This window comes from Leuconostoc mesenteroides subsp. mesenteroides ATCC 8293 (assembly GCF_000014445.1).
Lineage (GTDB): Bacteria > Bacillota > Bacilli > Lactobacillales > Lactobacillaceae > Leuconostoc > Leuconostoc mesenteroides.
On record NC_008531.1, the window covers coordinates 860,957 to 878,749 of the forward strand.

14 protein-coding genes are annotated in these 17,793 nt (G+C 36.5%); 10 read left to right on the top strand and 4 right to left on the bottom strand.

From position 1 onward, the window contains the following. Positions 1-21: 21 nt before the first annotated feature. Positions 22-1,395, top strand: a complete 1,374-nt coding sequence (locus LEUM_RS04230; protein WP_011679635.1) for a sugar porter family MFS transporter — start codon at positions 22-24, stop codon at positions 1,393-1,395. Between the two features lie 22 nt (positions 1,396-1,417). Next, a complete protein-coding gene (locus tag LEUM_RS04235; protein ID WP_011679636.1) occupies positions 1,418-2,437 on the top strand; it encodes a polysaccharide pyruvyl transferase family protein in 1,020 nt (339 codons plus the stop codon). A gap of 34 nt (positions 2,438-2,471) precedes the next feature. Here LEUM_RS04235 and LEUM_RS04240 read toward each other — a convergent pair whose 3' ends face one another. Continuing rightward, positions 2,472-3,098 (bottom strand): YczE/YyaS/YitT family protein, encoded by a 627-nt coding sequence (locus LEUM_RS04240; protein WP_011679637.1) that lies wholly within the window; start codon positions 3,096-3,098, stop codon positions 2,472-2,474. Beyond that, complete coding sequence (locus LEUM_RS04245; protein ID WP_011679638.1) at positions 3,088-4,053, bottom strand: LacI family DNA-binding transcriptional regulator; 966 nt, start codon at positions 4,051-4,053, stop codon at positions 3,088-3,090. The genes LEUM_RS04240 and LEUM_RS04245 overlap by 11 nt, the downstream gene beginning before the upstream one ends. Before the next feature lie 157 nt (positions 4,054-4,210). Here LEUM_RS04245 and LEUM_RS04250 point away from each other — a divergent pair, with 157 nt between their 5' ends. The 6 genes from LEUM_RS04250 to LEUM_RS04275 all read left to right on the top strand — a co-directional run bounded on the left by LEUM_RS04250 (position 4,211) and on the right by LEUM_RS04275 (position 11,703). Then, positions 4,211-5,692 (top strand): nucleoside hydrolase-like domain-containing protein, encoded by a 1,482-nt coding sequence (locus tag LEUM_RS04250; protein ID WP_011679639.1) that lies wholly within the window; start codon positions 4,211-4,213, stop codon positions 5,690-5,692. Position 5,693: 1 nt separating this feature from the next. Continuing rightward, positions 5,694-6,893 (top strand): MFS transporter, encoded by a 1,200-nt coding sequence (locus tag LEUM_RS04255; RefSeq protein WP_011679640.1) that lies wholly within the window; start codon positions 5,694-5,696, stop codon positions 6,891-6,893. Positions 6,894-7,047: 154 nt separating this feature from the next. Then, positions 7,048-9,273: a beta-glucosidase gene (locus LEUM_RS04260; RefSeq protein ID WP_011679641.1), complete on the top strand. Its 2,226-nt coding sequence runs from the start codon at positions 7,048-7,050 to the stop codon at positions 9,271-9,273. A 140-nt stretch (positions 9,274-9,413) separates the two neighbouring features. Continuing rightward, on the top strand, positions 9,414-9,956 hold the full coding sequence (locus LEUM_RS04265) for an NADPH-dependent FMN reductase (RefSeq protein ID WP_004164145.1): 543 nt from the start codon (positions 9,414-9,416) through the stop codon (positions 9,954-9,956). A gap of 110 nt (positions 9,957-10,066) precedes the next feature. Next, entirely contained in the window at positions 10,067-10,714 is a 648-nt protein-coding gene (locus LEUM_RS04270; RefSeq protein WP_011679642.1) for a YcjF family protein, read from the top strand. Between the two features lie 113 nt (positions 10,715-10,827). Next, the gene (locus LEUM_RS04275) at positions 10,828-11,703 is read left to right on the top strand and encodes a CPBP family intramembrane glutamic endopeptidase (RefSeq protein ID WP_011679643.1); all 876 of its coding nucleotides are present in this window, start codon (positions 10,828-10,830) and stop codon (positions 11,701-11,703) included. A gap of 28 nt (positions 11,704-11,731) precedes the next feature. Here LEUM_RS04275 and LEUM_RS04280 read toward each other — a convergent pair whose 3' ends face one another. Beyond that, positions 11,732-12,253 carry a 2'-5' RNA ligase family protein gene (locus LEUM_RS04280; protein ID WP_011679644.1) on the bottom strand — a complete coding sequence of 174 codons (522 nt, stop codon included), beginning with the start codon at positions 12,251-12,253 and terminating at the stop codon, positions 11,732-11,734. Positions 12,254-12,390: 137 nt separating this feature from the next. After that, positions 12,391-14,313, bottom strand: coding sequence for a glycoside-pentoside-hexuronide (GPH):cation symporter (locus LEUM_RS04285; RefSeq protein WP_011679645.1), 1,923 nt, complete (start codon positions 14,311-14,313; stop codon positions 12,391-12,393). Between the two features lie 171 nt (positions 14,314-14,484). Between LEUM_RS04285 and LEUM_RS04290 the strand changes: the two genes are divergently transcribed. Together LEUM_RS04290 and LEUM_RS04295 are read left to right on the top strand one after the other, a co-directional pair. After that, the gene (locus tag LEUM_RS04290) at positions 14,485-15,492 is read left to right on the top strand and encodes a LacI family DNA-binding transcriptional regulator (RefSeq protein WP_011679646.1); all 1,008 of its coding nucleotides are present in this window, start codon (positions 14,485-14,487) and stop codon (positions 15,490-15,492) included. Positions 15,493-15,569: 77 nt separating this feature from the next. Next, entirely contained in the window at positions 15,570-17,792 is a 2,223-nt protein-coding gene (locus tag LEUM_RS04295; protein ID WP_011679647.1) for an alpha-galactosidase, read from the top strand. Position 17,793 lies beyond the last annotated feature (1 nt).

Below are 17,793 nucleotides of genomic sequence, written 5' to 3' on the forward strand. Positions count from 1 at the left end.
TACAAAGGAATATTGAAAAGTATGAAAACTAAATCAAAAAAAGTTAAGCTAAATTTTCTGCATTACTGTGTTTACGTTATATCATTAGGCGGATTTCTATTTGGCTATGATACTGGTGTGATTAACGGTGCACTGGCATTCATGAGCCGTCCGGACCAACTGAATTTGACACCGACCTTACAAGGCGTTGTGTCCAGTTCATTGGTTATTGGTGCTTGTTTTGGGGCACTGGGATGTGGTCGAGTTGCTGATAAAATTGGTCGCCGTAAAACGCTACGAATCATTGCAATCGTATTTACAATAGCTACGGTGCTTTGCGCTGTTGCCATGAACTTTTGGCTTATGTCACTTTTTCGATTTGTATTAGGTTTAGCAGTTGGTGCTGCATCAAGTTTGTCACCAATGTATTTAGCAGAAATTTCACCGGAAAATTTAAGAAGCGCCAATGTCAACAAAAACGCTATTTTTATTGTACTTGGTCAGTTATGTGCTTTCATTGTAAATGCAATATTAGGCAACATCTGGGGTCATTGGGGTCCAATTTGGCGTGTTATGGTGATTTCTGGTGCGGTTCCATCAATTATTCTGTGGGTAAACTCGTTTCGTATCAGCGGTAGTCCGCAATGGTTACTCTTAAAGCATCGTTTTAACCGAGCTCGAAAAATATTTCGTCGATTGGGATTTAAAAATACTAACCAGCTTATCAAATCTCAAAGTGATCAATCTAGTGAGCAAAACGATAATGAATTTAATTGGTCAATAGCATTAAAAAACAAAAAATTGTTTTATTTGTTAGTGACAGGAATTGTGATTGCTCTGATTCAGCAAATCTCAGGTGTAAACACCGTGATGTATTACGGTACAATTTTACTTGAAAAAGTTGGTATGGGTGAAAGTGGCTCCTTGTACGCCAATGTGTTAATTGGTGTCGTTTCTGTTATTGCTAGTATATTTGGTACTCGAATGATAGAACATGCCAATCATCATCGCATGTTGATTATTGGTCTGATTGGTAACGTTGTTTTTATGGCGCTACTTGGAACTATTATGAAATCTAGTGTTTTTTCTCAAGGAATAACTAATGCTTTGGTGCTTGTTAGTTTAACGTTGTTTTTGGCTAATCATCAAGGTATTGTAAGTCCTGTTACATGGCTCTTGTTAGCCGAAATGTTTCCTGGAAAGGTTAAGGCGCAATTTATGTCCGTGGCTACAGCAACAACTTGGATAACCAACTTCGTCATTAGTTTAATCTATCCCCAGTTAGTTGCTATTCTTGGAACAGCATTGGTATTTTTCGTTTTTGCTATGTCAAATGGATTAAGTATTGTGTTAGCAAGTCTGTTTGTCAATAGTAAAAAGATGGCAAAGGCTTATGATACAGCTAGTCTATCATAGCCCCCAAAAAGGAGTGTAGTTAATGGCTAATTTTTACATTGATACGACAGAAGTCGTTCATGAAATTCCACAAAATGATCGTCCAAAATTTTATATGTTTGGTGTACCACGTTATACAAATATGGGTGATCAAGCAGTATCATTGGCTGAAAGAAAATATATTGAGAACGAATTTCCAAATTATCAGTATATTGAAATTATTGAGGAAGACGGTGATGAGGCGATACCTGTTGTCCAAGAGAATTTGCGTAAAGATGATGTTATTGCGTTTACTGGTGGTGGCAATATGGGTAATTTGTATCACAACCACGAAGAGGCAAGGCGTAAAGTATTTTCGACATTTGTTGACAACCTTACGATCTCATTTCCCCAATCAATTCATTTTGAGGATAATGAGGATGGTGAGATTGAAAAAAGAAAAAGTCAGGAAGCCTATAGCAAGAACCCAAATCTTGTCCTTGTAGCTCGCGACGCACAAAGCTTTCATCGTATGCTTACGACTTTTGACAATAAAGTTATTTTCACGCCGGACATGGTATTATACATGAATTCGGTGGACTGGAAATTTGAACGTAATGGGGCTTTGTTTGTTTTGCGTCATGATTCAGAGAAGGTTGTCAAACAAACCACCATTGATAAAATAAAAGAAATACTCGGTGGGGACAGACCAGTGGAACGTGTTGATACCGTATTAGATGAACCAAAAGAGATTACGCCGATCACACGTGACACTTTGTTTGAGCAACAGCTGGAGTTGTTTTCACACCAAGAAATTATTATCACAGACCGTTGGCATGCTATGGTTTTCTCTGTCCTCACTGGGACACCATGCTTGCTTTTTGGAAATAGTTATGGAAAAGGGAAGCACGCGTACTTTGATTGGTTAGAGCATGTGAATTGGATTGATTACACAGATGAAACCGATATCGATCGAATTGAAAGTAGTTTAAATGAACTGATGAAGCAGGAACGTCATGATTATAATGTGAAAAAAGACTTCCAACAACTTCATGACATTATTGAAGAAAATATATCTAAATAAGAAAAGACATAACGTAAGTTATGTCTTTTTCTATTCATTTTAATTTTTTTATAAAGAATATTTTGTGTGTTAAATCAACAATAGGACCTTGCAAAAATAGTGAACCTACAAGTCCAATACCAACCCCAAACCATTGGTCATTAATATAAAAAGCTAGAACCAGAATGGACAAAGGAAGCATATAAGCGATGAGTTGTGCTTTAGTTGCATTTCCATGTGTATATTTGAATCGTAATGTGAACATCAATTCATCGTTTGGATGCAAGATTAAGTTTGCCTGCTGGTACATGGCAACTGCTATAGCAATCGTTGTAATTGCTAAAAGATTAAAGATTAGTTTAACATACAAGTTACTTGTTAAAAGAAATGAGTCGTTTAAGCATGTAACAATCCAATCAACTAAGTAACTAAACGGAAACATGAACAAAAAATTTCCGATAATTCGACGGAAATTAATTTCACGCGCCAGCAGAGAATTCAGCAACAATACGAAAACACCAAAGCTGACCAAAGCTGTACCGAGAGATATGTCAAAAGTTGCTGCTAATCCTTGACCAGCAGCAGTCCATGGATTAGCACCAAGATTTGTAGTGATTGCCACGGCATTACCAAGTGCGTTTAATAAAAGTGAAAATACTAATAGATAAAGTCTACTTTTCATTTTTGTCACCTTCAACAAAGTTTGTATCTACTGTTACATGAACAGGGACTTTGTATTCTTTTAAAATTAAATCAATTGCCATGTCTACCATGACAGACACATTTACTGAAACTGTTTTAATTGGGATCGGTGATTGAGATAAGGTTTTGATATTATCGAAACCAAAGAGTGCTTTCACATTATGCGTCAATTTTTTTTCGGCTACAATCTGTGCAATTTTCAAAGCTAAATAATCGTTCTCAGCTACTATAGTTGTGTTATTTTGTAGCGTATTGATAATAAGTTGTTGCTCAGAAGTTGTTGTTTCTGAAAAACTAAAACTATCCATTTTAATTTCCGTTAAATTGAAATCTTTCGTCTGGGCTGAATATTTAAAGGCAGTGTTGCGTTCCTGAAAATTAGGAATAGCTGGTAATCCGTGAACGTATAAAACGGTCTCCTTTGGAGAAATCTGATGGACAATGCTTCGAACACCCTCTTTATTATTAATAACTACCGAACTATGAGAATTTTCAATAGACGGATTGTCCAAAATAACTATGTTTGCATGCACCTTGTTTAGCAATAATACATCATCTGATGTTAAAAATGTGCCTAGTATTACAACGCCATAGATATTTGTCTGTTGCCAATTTGAAAAGGTATCTTGATCTAGCTTAGAAACTGTCTGAAGTGAGAGGTTATAACCTTTTAAATACGACTTTGTTTTGAAAGCATCGATAATGGATTGAAAAAAAGGGAGACGTTGAAAATAATCCAATGATTGCGCGTGATCATTAGTAACTAAAAGAAAAACAATAGTATCTTTTTTTATTTTTCGTCGAGGAACATAATTCAATTCTTCAGCAATCTTTAAAATTTGATTGCGTGTTGCTTGGCTGATTCCAGGCTTATCATTTAGGGCGAAAGATACTGCTGCTTTTGAAACACCAGCTATTTTCGCTATTTTTTCCATATTCATAACATTTCCTCTAACATTATCATACACTCGTTAACCTTTGTTTAGTCATATAAGTTCATTTTGTTAAGTTGTTTAGTTTTTTTTATGTAGTCATTTAGTGTTAGTATAACAATATAGAAAGCGCTTTCAAAATATTGGAAAGGTTTATGATATGATTAAACAACTTAACGAAAAAGCACGAACCATAATTACTACTGATGGCGAAGTAGATGATATGAATTCTTTTTTGCGGTATTTGTTATACAGTAATGAATTTGATACAGAGGGTATCATATTGACGAGCTCAGTATATCATTACGCGGGCGATGATGAAAAAGGGATTAAGCCAGAACGTTGGACTGGAGAAAAGTGGATTCCGTATCTAATTTCAGAGTATGGAAAAGTTTATGATCATTTAAAAGTCCATGGTGAGGGGTATCCAACACCTGAATACTTACAAAGTATCTACCATGTTGGTAATATCAGTTTCAAAGGTGAATATGAACAAGAAACAGATGGTTCAAGGTTTCTAGAAAACTATTTATTAGAAGATACAGATGAACGTCCGTTATATATTCAAACTTGGGGTGGAACCAATACAACGGCTCGTGCATTGAGATCAATAGAGGAAAAATATGGGCACAGTCCAGAATGGTCCACTATAAAAAAACGTATTGAAGAAAAAGTGGTTATTTATATAATTCTTGATCAGGATGACACCTATAATGAATACATCGCAAAAAAATGGCATATTAAAGTTATTAATGATAAATTCAATTTTTGGTATTTTGCTTATCTTTGGAAATATACCAACTACAATTTAACCCGTAAATTGAACCACGATTGGCAAAAAAAATTGGTTAATAATTTTGGTTCATTCTTGGCAAACTATGCTTTGATAGGTGATGGACGCGTTATAGATGGTGAGAATGAGGATGAGCAACGAGGAATTGATTCATATTTAGAAAAAAATCCCGAATACGAGCGTTTTGATTTTATTTCGGAAGGGGACTCACCATCGTTTTTCTATTTAATTAACAATGGCTTGAGAAATAGTTCTGATCCAACCTTTGGGGGGTGGGGTGGCCGATTTGTTGAAAAATCATCAACGCTCTATACTAACGAAGCATTGGACTTTAATCCATATACGAAGCGTTATGAAGCTGCATATACTTTAACACGATGGTTTGATGATATTCAAGATGACTTTATTGCACGTGCTGCATGGAGTGCTACAGATGATTTCGATAAGGTGTCGCATTATCCAATTGTTGACATAGATATGAACTTAGAAAGGGATGTAAAGCCAGGAGAAAGAGTTAAATATAAAGTTTATGCTAAAGATTTGAACGGACGTAAGCTATATTATAAATGGTGGATTTATGATGAAGCCTCTACCTATAACGCTCACGAACATTTGGAAGCAAAGCAGGAAGATATTGAGGGGTTTTTAATTGGCTATAATGCTGAACCATTGGCTGATAGTTATCACAAAATTCGTATAAAGAATGAAAACCAACCAACCGTTAGCATTGATGTGCCAAAAGATATTTCTGATGGTCAAACGATTCATGTGATTTTGGAAGTTAAAAATGATGGTGAGCATCCTCTAAAAACGTATCGTCGCATCATTTTAACAGCAAAGGAAAACTAAAATGATTAAAGATAAATATTCATCAAATATGTTTAAACTAGCATTCTTATCAATTTCATTATTATTGACTTCAACTGCGTCAATTTCAATTACAATTCCAAAAATGCAACAAACATTTGCCAATCAAAGTGCAACTGCTGTTGAAGCGTTAGTTACGGCATCTAATATTACGGTTATGATTTTCGTGCTACTGAGCCCTTTTATTGTAAGAGTTTTTGGAACTAGAAAAACAGTTTTAACTGGCTTATTCTTGGCAGGAGTTTCAGGTGTAGTGCCTATGTTCTCTGATAACTATTTTCTTGTATATATTTCTCGATTGGTTTTAGGTGCTGGCTTGGGAATGTTTAACTCATTAGCTGTCAGTTTGATTAATGACTTTTGGAGTGGAGATACACGCAATAAAATGCTAGGTTTTCAAAGTGCTGTTCAAAGTGTAGGTCAAACTGTAACAACATTTATTGCAGGAATTTTGGTTAATTACAATTGGCATTATTCGTATAGTATTTACTTCTTAGCATTAGTTTCGTTCATTCTGTTTTTGGTTTATGTACCAGATACGACTACTAAGGATGACTTAGTCACAAATGAAGTGGTTGAAAAACCTAAACAAAGTATTAATAGTTATGTTTTGTTTTCATCGTTTGGTTTGCTGATCTCGTTTGCGTTATTAATGGCTGTATTCCTAAAGTCAGCTGGATTTGTTGTTGAAGAAAAATTTGAAAATGCTTCGTTTATTGGAACGGCATTATCAGTCTATACTTTGGTCGGATTTTTAGGTAGTTTGCTCTATGGCTATATTGTGAAAATAACGAAGCAATATACTTTCTCATTGAGTTATGCGATTATTGGCATATCTTTCTTGATAGTTGCACTAGCACCTAACATGTTCGTCATTACTCTGGGTATGGCTATTGGTGGTATTGGCGGATCGGTATTTCTACCGATAGCATTTGGTACAATCTTGGAAAAAGCGCCAGCAAATTCAGGAAATTTGGCGATTTCTATCGCTATGGTTGGTACAAACTTAGGTACCTATTTATCGCCATATTTGCTAGCAACATTAGGTAATTTATTTGGTAACAATACTTCTAAATTCTCAATCATTATTGCAGGCGTATTAATGCTTGTGTTAGCTGTATTTTATTTCTTCATAAGGAACATATTTAAGCAAGCTAATGAGGTGGGAGAACTACAAAATTAGCTTTCAAAATGATTGCTAATAGTGAATTAATGCGTTAGTTACTAATAGCTAATTCATATTTCTACCATGGTATTGAGTTTGGTGTATTCTATAGTTAGAAACAATGAATTGACTTTATTGGCAGCAGTATATTAGATAACAAGGAGTTGAAAGAATGAGCACAGAATTTAATTTATCCTTTGTACAAGGGCTAACCGTTCGTGAAAAAGCAGAATTAGTAACGGGGAAAGATTTCTGGTTTACCGCGGAAAATATTGAAAATGATATACCAAAAATCATGGTAACAGATGGTCCTTCAGGATTGCGAAAACAAGCAAGTAGTGCAGACGCACTAGGCTTGAATCAAAGTGTGGAAGCCATTGCTTTTCCAAGTTCAGCTTTGATGGCTAGTTCATTTAATGTGGACATGCTTTATCAATTAGGTCAAAATCTTGGAACAGCATCTAGAGCTGAAAATGTGTCAGTTTTATTGGGGCCAGGTATTAATATTAAGCGTTCTCCATTGGCAGGAAGAAATTTTGAATATTTTTCCGAAGATCCATATCTAACTGGAGAACTAGGAAGCGCTTATGTGAAGGGCGTGCAATCGCAAGGTGTTGGCGTGAGTGTCAAGCACTTTGCAGCCAATAATCGAGAAGATCAACGTTTTACCTCGTCCTCGAATGTTGATGAACGTGCTTTACGTGAGATATACTTGCTGGCTTTTGAAAAGATTGTCAAAGAGGCACATCCAGCAACGTTAATGTGCTCTTACAACGCGATTAATGGTGTGCTCAATTCTCAAAATTATCGTTTGTTAACCGAAATACTGCGTAATGAATGGGGATATACTGGCGTCGTTATGTCAGATTGGGGAGCAGTAGCCGATAATATTGCTTCGCTAAAAGCAGGTTTAGACTTAGAAATGCCTGGAAATGGTGCATATTCGATTGATAGAATTGTATCTGCTGTCCAAAATGGTCAGCTAGAAGAATCAAAATTGGATATCTCAGTATTACGCGTACTGGCGTTGGTTGAAAAGTTCCGTGTTAGCGAAGATGATAGTACGGATTATGATAAGAATAATCAACATGAGTTTGCTCGAAAAGCAGCAGAGGATAGCATTGCTTTACTAAAAAACGATGACGATGTTTTACCAATTAAACAAACTGAAAAAATTGCATTAATTGGTGAACTAGCCCAGAATCCAAGATATCAAGGTGGCGGTAGTTCACATGTAAATGCATACAAAGTTGTTACGCCACATGAGGTTGCAAGCAACAGTGATTACAATGTTACTTATACTGCAGGGTATAGCCTATCTGAAGAAAAAGGTAATTTAGATTTAGAACAGCAAGCAGAATCTATTGCTGAGTTGAGTGACAAAATCATTTTCTTTGCTGGTGTCCCAGAACAAGATGAGTCAGAAGGATTTGACAAAAAAACCATTGATTTGCCGGAAAATCAAGTCAATTTGATTCAAAAGCTATCAGCAATTAATCCTAATATAATTGTTGTTCTTCAAAATGGATCAGCGGTTGCAACACCTTGGAGAAATAAGGTAAAAGCAATTGTAGAAACTTATTTAGCCGGCGAAGCTGTCGGTGAGGCGACATGGAATATTCTTACTGGTCAAACAAATCCGTCAGGTAAATTAGCAGAAACTTTTCCTGAAAAAATTGAAGACACACCGGCATACGGTACGTTCAATGCTAGTGTAGATGAAGAAAATTACCATGAAGGAATATTTGTTGGTTATCGGCATTATGATTTAAAGAGGAAAGAGGTTGCGTTTCCATTTGGACATGGATTAAGCTATACAGATTTTAAGTATGACGATTTGGAAATAGTAGCTAATACGAAAAAGCATGTCACGGGTAAAATCAAAATAACCAATGTGGGCTCAATATATGGCAAAGAAACAGCTCAAATCTATATTCAAAATCTAGAAAGCCGTGTTGAGAAACCTCGTCAAGAATTAAAAGCATTTGTTAAAGTCGGACTCAATCCAGGAGAAAGTAAAACTGTCGAATTTTTCTTAGATCGGAGAAGTTTTGCTTGGTATAACGTGAAAAAAAGTATCTGGCAAGTTGATCAAGGTGACTATAATCTAAAAATAGGTAGTTCTTCGCGCGATATTAGATTAGAAAAAACGGTTTCTTTAGAAATGGGCACGACAAATAATCGTCCGATCAGCGGAGACACTTATATTAGCGAAATCATTAACCGAGATGGTTTACATGAATCACTCGTGGCGTCTGGTTTACAAACAGCGATTGAAAGTATTAGTGCGTCTGATAGTAATCGAGAGCTAATGGAAAACTTGCCACTGCGGGCAATTATTATGATCGGAGCAAATGTAGATCAAGTGAACAAGTTCATTGAACTAGCAAATAATTAATCTACTCGTTTGTAAATTTCGTTGAAAATGGTTACTCAAAGATGGCTTGGTTAGTGTACAAACAGATATAAATAGATGCTTGCAAACTACTCAATTTCATTGTATACTTACTTTTAGTAATTAGAAAGAAGGTCACATAAATGACAAAATATGGTGTTGTTGTTGGTTCGATTCGTGAAAACTCATTTTCAAAGGGAGTAGCTGATGCACTTGTTGCTGGTCTGCCTGAAGATGCTGAGGTAAATTACTTAAATATCAGTAACTTACCCCTTTACAATCAAGATTTCGATGCTGATTCGCCTGAAGAATATACAAAGTTCCGCGCGGCAGTTGCTGAGCAAGATGCATTTATCTTTGTCACACCTGAGCATAACCGAAGCATTTCAGCAGCTTTGAAAAATGCCTTAGATGTTGCTTCTCGACCTTGGGGTGAAAACGCATGGGCTGGCAAACCAGCGCTAGTCGCTTCACAGTCAGTTTCTGGTATTTCTGGTGTATTGGCTCATCACGTGCTACGTCAATCTTTGGTATTCTTGGATATGCCAACTTTACAACAACCAGAATTGTATATTGGCAATGTTCAAAACTTAGCCGATGAAAATGGTCATATTACTAACACAGATACGCAAAATTTCCTTGCAAATGCAGCAAAGCAATTTGTTACATTCGCACAAAAGTTTTAATTATGAATCAAAAAAACCTGACTTTAGAAATAAATCAGGTTTTTTTATGCGCCTTTAAATGCGATTAAAATTAAAATGAGGGTATAATAAAGATAGAGGACTTAAATAATATGGATAAAAACCAGTTTAAAAAGGGAAACGATGATCCAGTCTCAGAAGACAAAGAATTCAATTCATTTTTTTCTGAAGTACTGCAACGATTTCCTGACAAAACCTCAAAGATTATACAGAATTCATATGAAAAATCGAAATCCAGGGCGGACAAGATATTTTTTAAAAGTCGATCGAATCTTGATCAAGTTTTTGATACCTTTTTGACGGGAGTTGATCAACAAACAGCTCAGAAGTGTCATCGAATTATTCACGCTGCATCATTGAGTGCTGCAATTGTGGGCTGCTCGCCAATTCCGTTCTCAGATGCTTTTTTACTAGTACCAATTCAACTAACTATGATGTCACGATTGCATAAATTGTTTGGGCAATCATGGTCAGAAGGTTTAGGTAAAAGTTTATCTAAGGAACTGGTAGTTGTAGGTCTTGGTCGTAGCGCAGTGGGGAATATTATTAAATTTATACCAGCTGTGGGAACTGTATCCGGTGCTGTAATCAATGCTTCCGTAGCTGTTTCAATCACTGAGGCTTTGGGATGGGTGACAGTGAAAATGTTAAATGATGGTGAGGACATATTTGAACAAGCTATGTCATTTCGAGGGCAGTTTGAAATCCTCTTTAAAGCACTTAGAAAAGCGAAAAAATAATTTTAAAAAGCATATCTCATGAGGATATGCTTTTTTATAATTATTTGACATTAATTAAGAAACATTATAAACTATTTTGGTTACGTATTAATTGCTAGGGGGAAGCATTGAACATGGGGAAATTAAAAATAGTTTTAAAGTATTTGGTATATGCATTTTTACTCAGTTTTGTATTGGATATCGGCGGATTTTTTAGCGGAATATATGCTGAGCGTAGCGGTTTATCCGAGGAATGGCTTGAAAATAGTCAGGTAGCCATAGTTTTCATGTTGATTAGTCAAATTACTTTACCAATTTTTTTGATGTTTCAATATGAAAGTCGAAAAAATGATCTTAGAATTATAATGCCCTTTGCTAAAGATAAAAAGGCATACAGATATTTGATAGGGTACGCTGCAGGGGCAATATTCTTTGTACTAACTTGGATAATAGCAGTTGCCTTTGGAGGATTTCAAGTCATTAACATTTGGCATATAGGTAATGTGCTGTGGCTCGTTCTCTTTCTTTTAGGTTTTTGTATTCAAGGCATGGGCGAAGAAATATTAGTTAGAGGCTATTTGTTAGGTAAATTAAGTCAACATTTAAGCCATGCTTCAGCTATTATAATTAGCTCGCTTTTTTTCGCAGCGCTACATTTGGCAAACCCAGGAATAACTAGAGTAGCTTTCTTAGAACTATTTTTGTTTGGTGCTATCATGGCTATGATTCGAATTGAAACCGAAGATTTGTGGGTGGTGGGTGCCTTTCATGGTGCGTGGAACTTTTTTCAAGGGCCAATTCTTGGTGTTGCAGTTTCTGGCACTAACAGTGGTGCGCTAATTTTCAAATCAATTCCAACACAAGCTTATGAATGGTTAAATGGTGGGCGTTTTGGCATCGAAGGGAGTGTAATGAGCCTAACGTTACATGTTGCGTTATTTGGTGCAATCGCAGTTTGGATTAAATTAAACAAGAACAAATCAAAAATTATTTGCGAATCTACTAAATAATTTCTTTTTATTTTGACCTAATGGTTGATTATTTTTTTGGTCTAAATAGGGTAATTTGGAAAAATTCGTCTGAATCGTCATTATCTAGGATATGTTCGATTGAAACGGTATCGATTTCAGCATGGATTTGCAGTTGTTTTGAGTTTAGTACTTTTAAGGTTGATAACATTGCTTGCTGATTGTGTATCTGTCCCACTGTGATATGGGGTGTATATGGAAATTCAGGGCGTAGAAAGGGTGAGAACAAAGGGGATTGATATAAAACATCATGCATCTTTTGAATGACCGAACACCCCTCGTCAACAGGTAGCCAAAGATAACTTTTCTCATCAGACGAAAAATTTTCAAAGGTCACGTTGAAAGCCGAGAATGGTTTTAAAATCGTTTGAATATTTTGGATAATGACTTCGTCTGTAGCCTCACTTTCAAATGGAAACACAAGAGTTATGTGTGGACGAATATGTGGATATAAGGGATCAAGTTCGCGCCTAATATTTTGGATTGTTGTTATTTCTGAAAGTTTAGGAAATATTAAAATAGAACGTAACATAAACCTTGCCTCCTTAAATAAATTTAACTTGTGTTTGTAGTATATCAAAATTTAATGTACACAGTCTTCATAAGAAACAAAAAGTTATCAATATATTATATATTGATAACTTTTTGTTCCTGTATGTTAAAATTTACTTATTTATTGATTAAAGTCAAAACAATATCATCTTTATCGACTTTACTACCAATTGGTTTTACAATGTTGAATTCAGAAAGGACATTAGAATTTGTTATTGTCACAATAACGGTGTCATCAAAGCCAGCATCCTTTATTGACTTGTCCCAGAACTCAATGAGTAGATCACCTTTCTTAACATGTTGGCCGCGCTCGAAGTAAGTAACAAAACCTGTCCCTTGCATAGCAACAGTACCAATACCAATGTGAATTAATGTGACTAGACCAGTGTCTGAAACAAGGCCAATGGCATGTTTCGTTGAGAAGGCAACGCGAACGGTTGCATCAAATGGCGCATAAACCCGACCATCGCTCGGACGAATTGCAAATCCTTGACCTAGAGATCCTGAAGCAAATGCATGGTCATTAACGGATGAGAGATTAATTAATTCACCGGCAATAGGTGCATTGTATGTGTACTCACCAGTTTTTAATTCAGGCGTGGTTGTAGTCGTTGTTGTGTCAACAAATTTCTTTCCCCATGTTTTTTCAAGTTGGTCAACAATTTCAGCGTGCTTGCGCTCAGTAAGTGTTACTTTGCGATAAAATACGTAGGTGCCGATTAAAATAATAACAATTGGCAAACCAAACATAATGGTTTTGAAAATGGATTGTCCGGACCCTGTTACTGAAGAAGCTGTAGCACCAGTTGTCATTCCAGCGACTACGGCAGTTATTCCGACGACGCCGTTTGAAATAGCACCAGCTAGTTTATCTAATAGTGGACGAACCGACAACGTTAATGATTCATCACGATGCCCGAGCTTCAGTTGACCGTACTCCACAGAATCAGAGATTGTCATGAGAACCACTAAGAACACAAGTGGTTGTGGAATGGCAAATAATTCGGCAGCGATTAGAACCATTGTGAGTGACTGTCCTGCAAAAATAAACAGAACTAATCCGATAATCATGGTTAAGATACACCAGAAAAATAAATTACGTCGATTAAGTTTATCAGCTAATTTTGGAAATAGTGAAACAGATAGTAAGCCAGTTACAATGTTTAGTGAGGCGAAAATTGAGAAAGCAGATGAGTTTCCTAAAATAAAAGTGAAATAATATAACTCTAGTGAATTAACAAGAGTGACGCCCGTGGTGTAAAAACCATAAGACAGGGCAATCCACATGAGCTGATCATTATGCGTTAGAATATGGATAACATTTTTGAATGTTGTTTTTTCTTTGTTCTTACGTAGGTCGGAATCAACTTCTTTAGTACCAACACCAACAGCGACCGCACTCAGCCATGCGATTACCGCAATAATAACAGCAAACCAGAACCAACCACGAGTGTCACCAGTACCATCATTTTGATTCAAAGAGAAAAACAAAACAATGGGCATAACAACAACACCGACTAAGTTTCCACCGATTGTAGAACCGATACGGGCAAAAGTTGCAGTTTTTTCACGTTCGCGTGAGCCAAAAGTTAATGCCGGTATCATTGACCAGAACCCAATATCTTTAAATGAATAGAAGATATCCATAATAATATAGATTATGCCAAAGATAATCAAATAAAGAAGTGGGTTTGATTTATTTAGACCGCCCATATTTGTGAAAAGAATGATCAGAGCAACTGATCCAACCGTTCCACCAACAACCACCCAAGGTTTAAATTTACCCCAACGAGTGCTTGTATTATCAATTGCATTACCAATAAATGGATCAATTGCTAATTCAACAAATCGTAGTAGAAAGATAATTAGCGTAATGGAACTAATCATTTTGTCATTTTGCGCGGCATTACCACTATTGAACAAATGTGTGGTAACAAACATAATGAAATACGTTGATAATGTCGCAAAAAACATATCATTACCGAATGCACCAAAAGCGTATGAAACGCGTGATGTCATTGACTGCTGGTTAGACTTCATAATTGTAATCTCCTTTTTGTAGTAGCTAACATCTCAATAGTAAGCGCTTTCATTTAAAAAATCAATACTTTTTAGTAAATATTTAGTAAATAGGTATTTTTTATATTTTGATGTAAAATGATAAGGAGTATAAATAAAGCAAATGAACTTGCATAAATTGAGGAAGAAAATATGGTAACAATTAAGCAGATAGCGCTGGAAACGGATGTGTCATCAAGCACGGTATCTCGAGTTTTAAATAATGACCTGACTCTGTCAGTTTCTGACGAAACTCGCCGAAAGATTATTGATGCCGCGCAAAGGTTGAATTACACAAAAAAACATAAAAAAAGTATTTCCAAAAAATTGATCCATATTGCAGTATTGACGGTTTTTTCTGAAATCCGAGAAGCTAGCGATGCTTATTGGCGACAAATATACTTGAGTATTGAGCAAAATGCGCAAGATCAAAATATTATTGTTGATGAAATTATTCGAATTAATCAAGGCATTAATATCGCGGATTTCGCAACTTACGATGCCATTATTATTTTAGGCGATATGACTCAAAAAGCGGTGAACCAATTGCAGAAAATTAATGAGCGAATTGTGTTGGTTGATGCCAAAACGCGCTATGAAACCATTGACTCTGTCAATCCCGAACTGCGGTTGATGACAACTCGGATATTGGATGAGTTTTATCAAGCTGGACGGCGACATATTGGATTTATTGGTGGCGTGAATGATTTGCTAGAATTAGATGGCTCCTCAACACTTGCTGTTGAAGATGTGCGTAGTGAAATCTATCGTAATTGGGCTGAAGAGCATCAAATGAGCTCTCATTTTTACACCGGTCCGTGGCATGCTGAAACGGGCATGCAAGGCGCTATATCTTTATTAAGAGAAGAACACAGTATAGATGCACTATTAGTTGCTTCGGATCCTATTGCAATTGGTGCCATTAATGCATTGAAATCCGAGAATCTAGAGCCAGGAATTGATATTGATGTGGTGAGCTTTGATAATGTTGAGTTATCCTCTTACTTGGTTCCGGCACTAACGACGGTAGATCTAAATCCTGCGGCACTAGGGAAGACGGCTTTAGAACAAGCCTACGAATTAGCAAATGATGAACGTGATTGGACAGTTTGGGCTACAATACCGGGAAATTTGAAATATCGAGAAACTTTTAAAAAGTAAAAGTAACCGTTTACATTTTAGTAAACGAGTGGTAAACTGTGTTTGTAATTTAGTAAAAGACTTCACGGAGGAAGATTATGGCTAATGCAAACATTTCTTTTGATGACAAGCAAAATGTTTTTCATCTTTCAAATCGACAAATATCTTACCTGATACAAATTGAAGAGGGCGGACTGCTAAGCCATCTCTATTTTGGTAAAAAAATTACAAAATATCATGGTTCACGACATTATCCACGTCTAGATAGAGGATTCTCACCAAACTTAGCTGGAAAACCACATCAAACAGATCGTAGCTATTCGAAGGACACATTATTACAAGAATACGGTGGTTATAATACGGGAGATTTTCGTCAAGCCGCGATTAAAATTCAAGGAGCCAACGGTGCACAAACATCTGATTTTCGTTTTCAATCATTCGAAATCGTAAATGGTAAGCCACATATAGCTCATCTGCCTCAGGCCTACGTGTTATCAGAAGATGAAGCTAAAACATTAATAATTTATCTTGTGGATAGTGCGCTAAATGTCCAAGTATCGCTTTATTACACAATTTATAATGACCGGCCAGTAGTTGCAAGATCAACTAAAATAACGAATCTCTCTCAACAAAGTATTAATATTGAGAAAATTGCATCACTGCAATTAGATTTACCAGCAAGTGATCTAGAAATCATCTCGTTACCCGGCGCCCATGTGCGTGAACGTCAAATGGAGCGACAAACTGTGCGCCAAGGAGTGGCTGAATTTTCTAGTCATCGAGGAACAAGCTCGCACCACATGAATCCATTTGTAGCGCTAGTAACACCGAACACAACCGAAAATGAGGGTGAAGCTGTTGGTATCCAACTGGTTTATTCGGGAAATCATCAATTCACTATCGAAAGAGATTATGTGGAACAGACACGTGTTCTATCTGGTATTAACGAAGATGGATTTGATTGGCAATTAAACGCTGATGATGACTTTCAGACACCTGAAGCGTTGTTGGTTTATTCTGATGAAGGTTTAAATGGTATGTCACAAGCTTACCATCACTTGCTACGAGAACGTGTGGCTCGTGGAAAATATCAATATGCAGAGAGACCAATTGTTATTAATAACTGGGAAGCAACTTATTTTGATTTTAATGCAGAAAAAATTCAAGAGATATTAGATGAAGCATCCCCATTAGGCATTGAAATGTTTGTCTTAGATGATGGTTGGTTTGGAAAACGTGATGATGATGATAGCTCTTTGGGTGACTGGTTTGAATACGCCACTAAATTACAGAGTGGCGGTGGTTTAGTTGGCTTGTCAGATAAAGTACACGAAAAAGGTATGAAATTTGGATTATGGTTTGAACCGGAAATGATTTCCAAAAATTCTGATCTCTATCGACAACATCCTGATTATATTCTCGGTATGCCTAACCGTGATTTGACCCCTAGTCGTGATCAATATGTGCTTGATTTTTCAAGACCTGAGGTAGTGGATAATATTTTCCAACAAGTAGTAAATATCTTGGATAATGTTAAGATTGATTACATTAAGTGGGACATGAACCGTCATTTAACAGAAGTATATTCTGCAGCGTTGTCACCAGAACGTCAAGGAGAAGTGGGACATCGTTATATGTTAGGTGTGTATGATTTGGCGGATCGTTTGACCAAACGTTATCCAGATATTTTATTTGAAGGATGCTCTGGCGGTGGCGGACGATTTGACGCTGGCATGTTATATTTCTTTCCACAATCGTGGACATCAGACAATACGGACCCTGTTGAGCGCTTAAAAATTCAATATGGGACGACATTAAGCTACCCAGTCTCTAGTATGACCGCGCATGTTTCAGCATCGCCTAATCATCAAACTGGGCGTCAAACGAGTCTGGCTATGCGTGGGGATGTTGCTACTGCAGGAGTCTTTGGATATGAATTAAACCTAGCTAAGTTGTCATTAGAAGAAAAATCAGAAATCAAAGATCAAGTGACATTTTATAAACAGCATCGCTCGTTGATCCAGTATGGCAATTTTTACCGTATCAAAAGTCCTTTTAAAAATAATGAAACAGCCTGGGAATTTATCAGTGAAGATAAGACAGAAGCATTGTTATTCAATTACCGTGTTTTGTCAACTGCGCAGCCAGTTTTCACTGTAACTAAAATGAGTCACCTGAAATCTGACGGAATCTATGTTGATCAAAGAACAAATGAACATTATTCTGGAGATGAACTCATGTCAATTGGTCTATATAACACGCCAATTAAGCAAGCTGATTTTACCTCTGCGGTGCGTTATTTCAAATGGCAAGCTGAATAAG

Bases quoted from the DNA above. Each gene is read 5' to 3' on its own strand.
- LEUM_RS04230 (WP_011679635.1), top strand. From the start codon at position 22: ATGAAAACTAAATCAAAAAAAGTTAAGCTAAATTTTCTGCATTACTGT.
- LEUM_RS04235 (WP_011679636.1), top strand. From the start codon at position 1,418: ATGGCTAATTTTTACATTGATACGACAGAAGTCGTTCATGAAATTCCA.
- LEUM_RS04240 (WP_011679637.1), bottom strand. From the start codon at position 3,098: ATGAAAAGTAGACTTTATCTATTAGTATTTTCACTTTTATTAAACGCA.
- LEUM_RS04245 (WP_011679638.1), bottom strand. From the start codon at position 4,053: ATGGAAAAAATAGCGAAAATAGCTGGTGTTTCAAAAGCAGCAGTATCT.
- LEUM_RS04250 (WP_011679639.1), top strand. From the start codon at position 4,211: ATGATTAAACAACTTAACGAAAAAGCACGAACCATAATTACTACTGAT.
- LEUM_RS04255 (WP_011679640.1), top strand. From the start codon at position 5,694: ATGATTAAAGATAAATATTCATCAAATATGTTTAAACTAGCATTCTTA.
- LEUM_RS04260 (WP_011679641.1), top strand. From the start codon at position 7,048: ATGAGCACAGAATTTAATTTATCCTTTGTACAAGGGCTAACCGTTCGT.
- LEUM_RS04265 (WP_004164145.1), top strand. From the start codon at position 9,414: ATGACAAAATATGGTGTTGTTGTTGGTTCGATTCGTGAAAACTCATTT.
- LEUM_RS04270 (WP_011679642.1), top strand. From the start codon at position 10,067: ATGGATAAAAACCAGTTTAAAAAGGGAAACGATGATCCAGTCTCAGAA.
- LEUM_RS04275 (WP_011679643.1), top strand. From the start codon at position 10,828: ATGGGGAAATTAAAAATAGTTTTAAAGTATTTGGTATATGCATTTTTA.
- LEUM_RS04280 (WP_011679644.1), bottom strand. From the start codon at position 12,253: ATGTTACGTTCTATTTTAATATTTCCTAAACTTTCAGAAATAACAACA.
- LEUM_RS04285 (WP_011679645.1), bottom strand. From the start codon at position 14,313: ATGAAGTCTAACCAGCAGTCAATGACATCACGCGTTTCATACGCTTTT.
- LEUM_RS04290 (WP_011679646.1), top strand. From the start codon at position 14,485: ATGGTAACAATTAAGCAGATAGCGCTGGAAACGGATGTGTCATCAAGC.
- LEUM_RS04295 (WP_011679647.1), top strand. From the start codon at position 15,570: ATGGCTAATGCAAACATTTCTTTTGATGACAAGCAAAATGTTTTTCAT.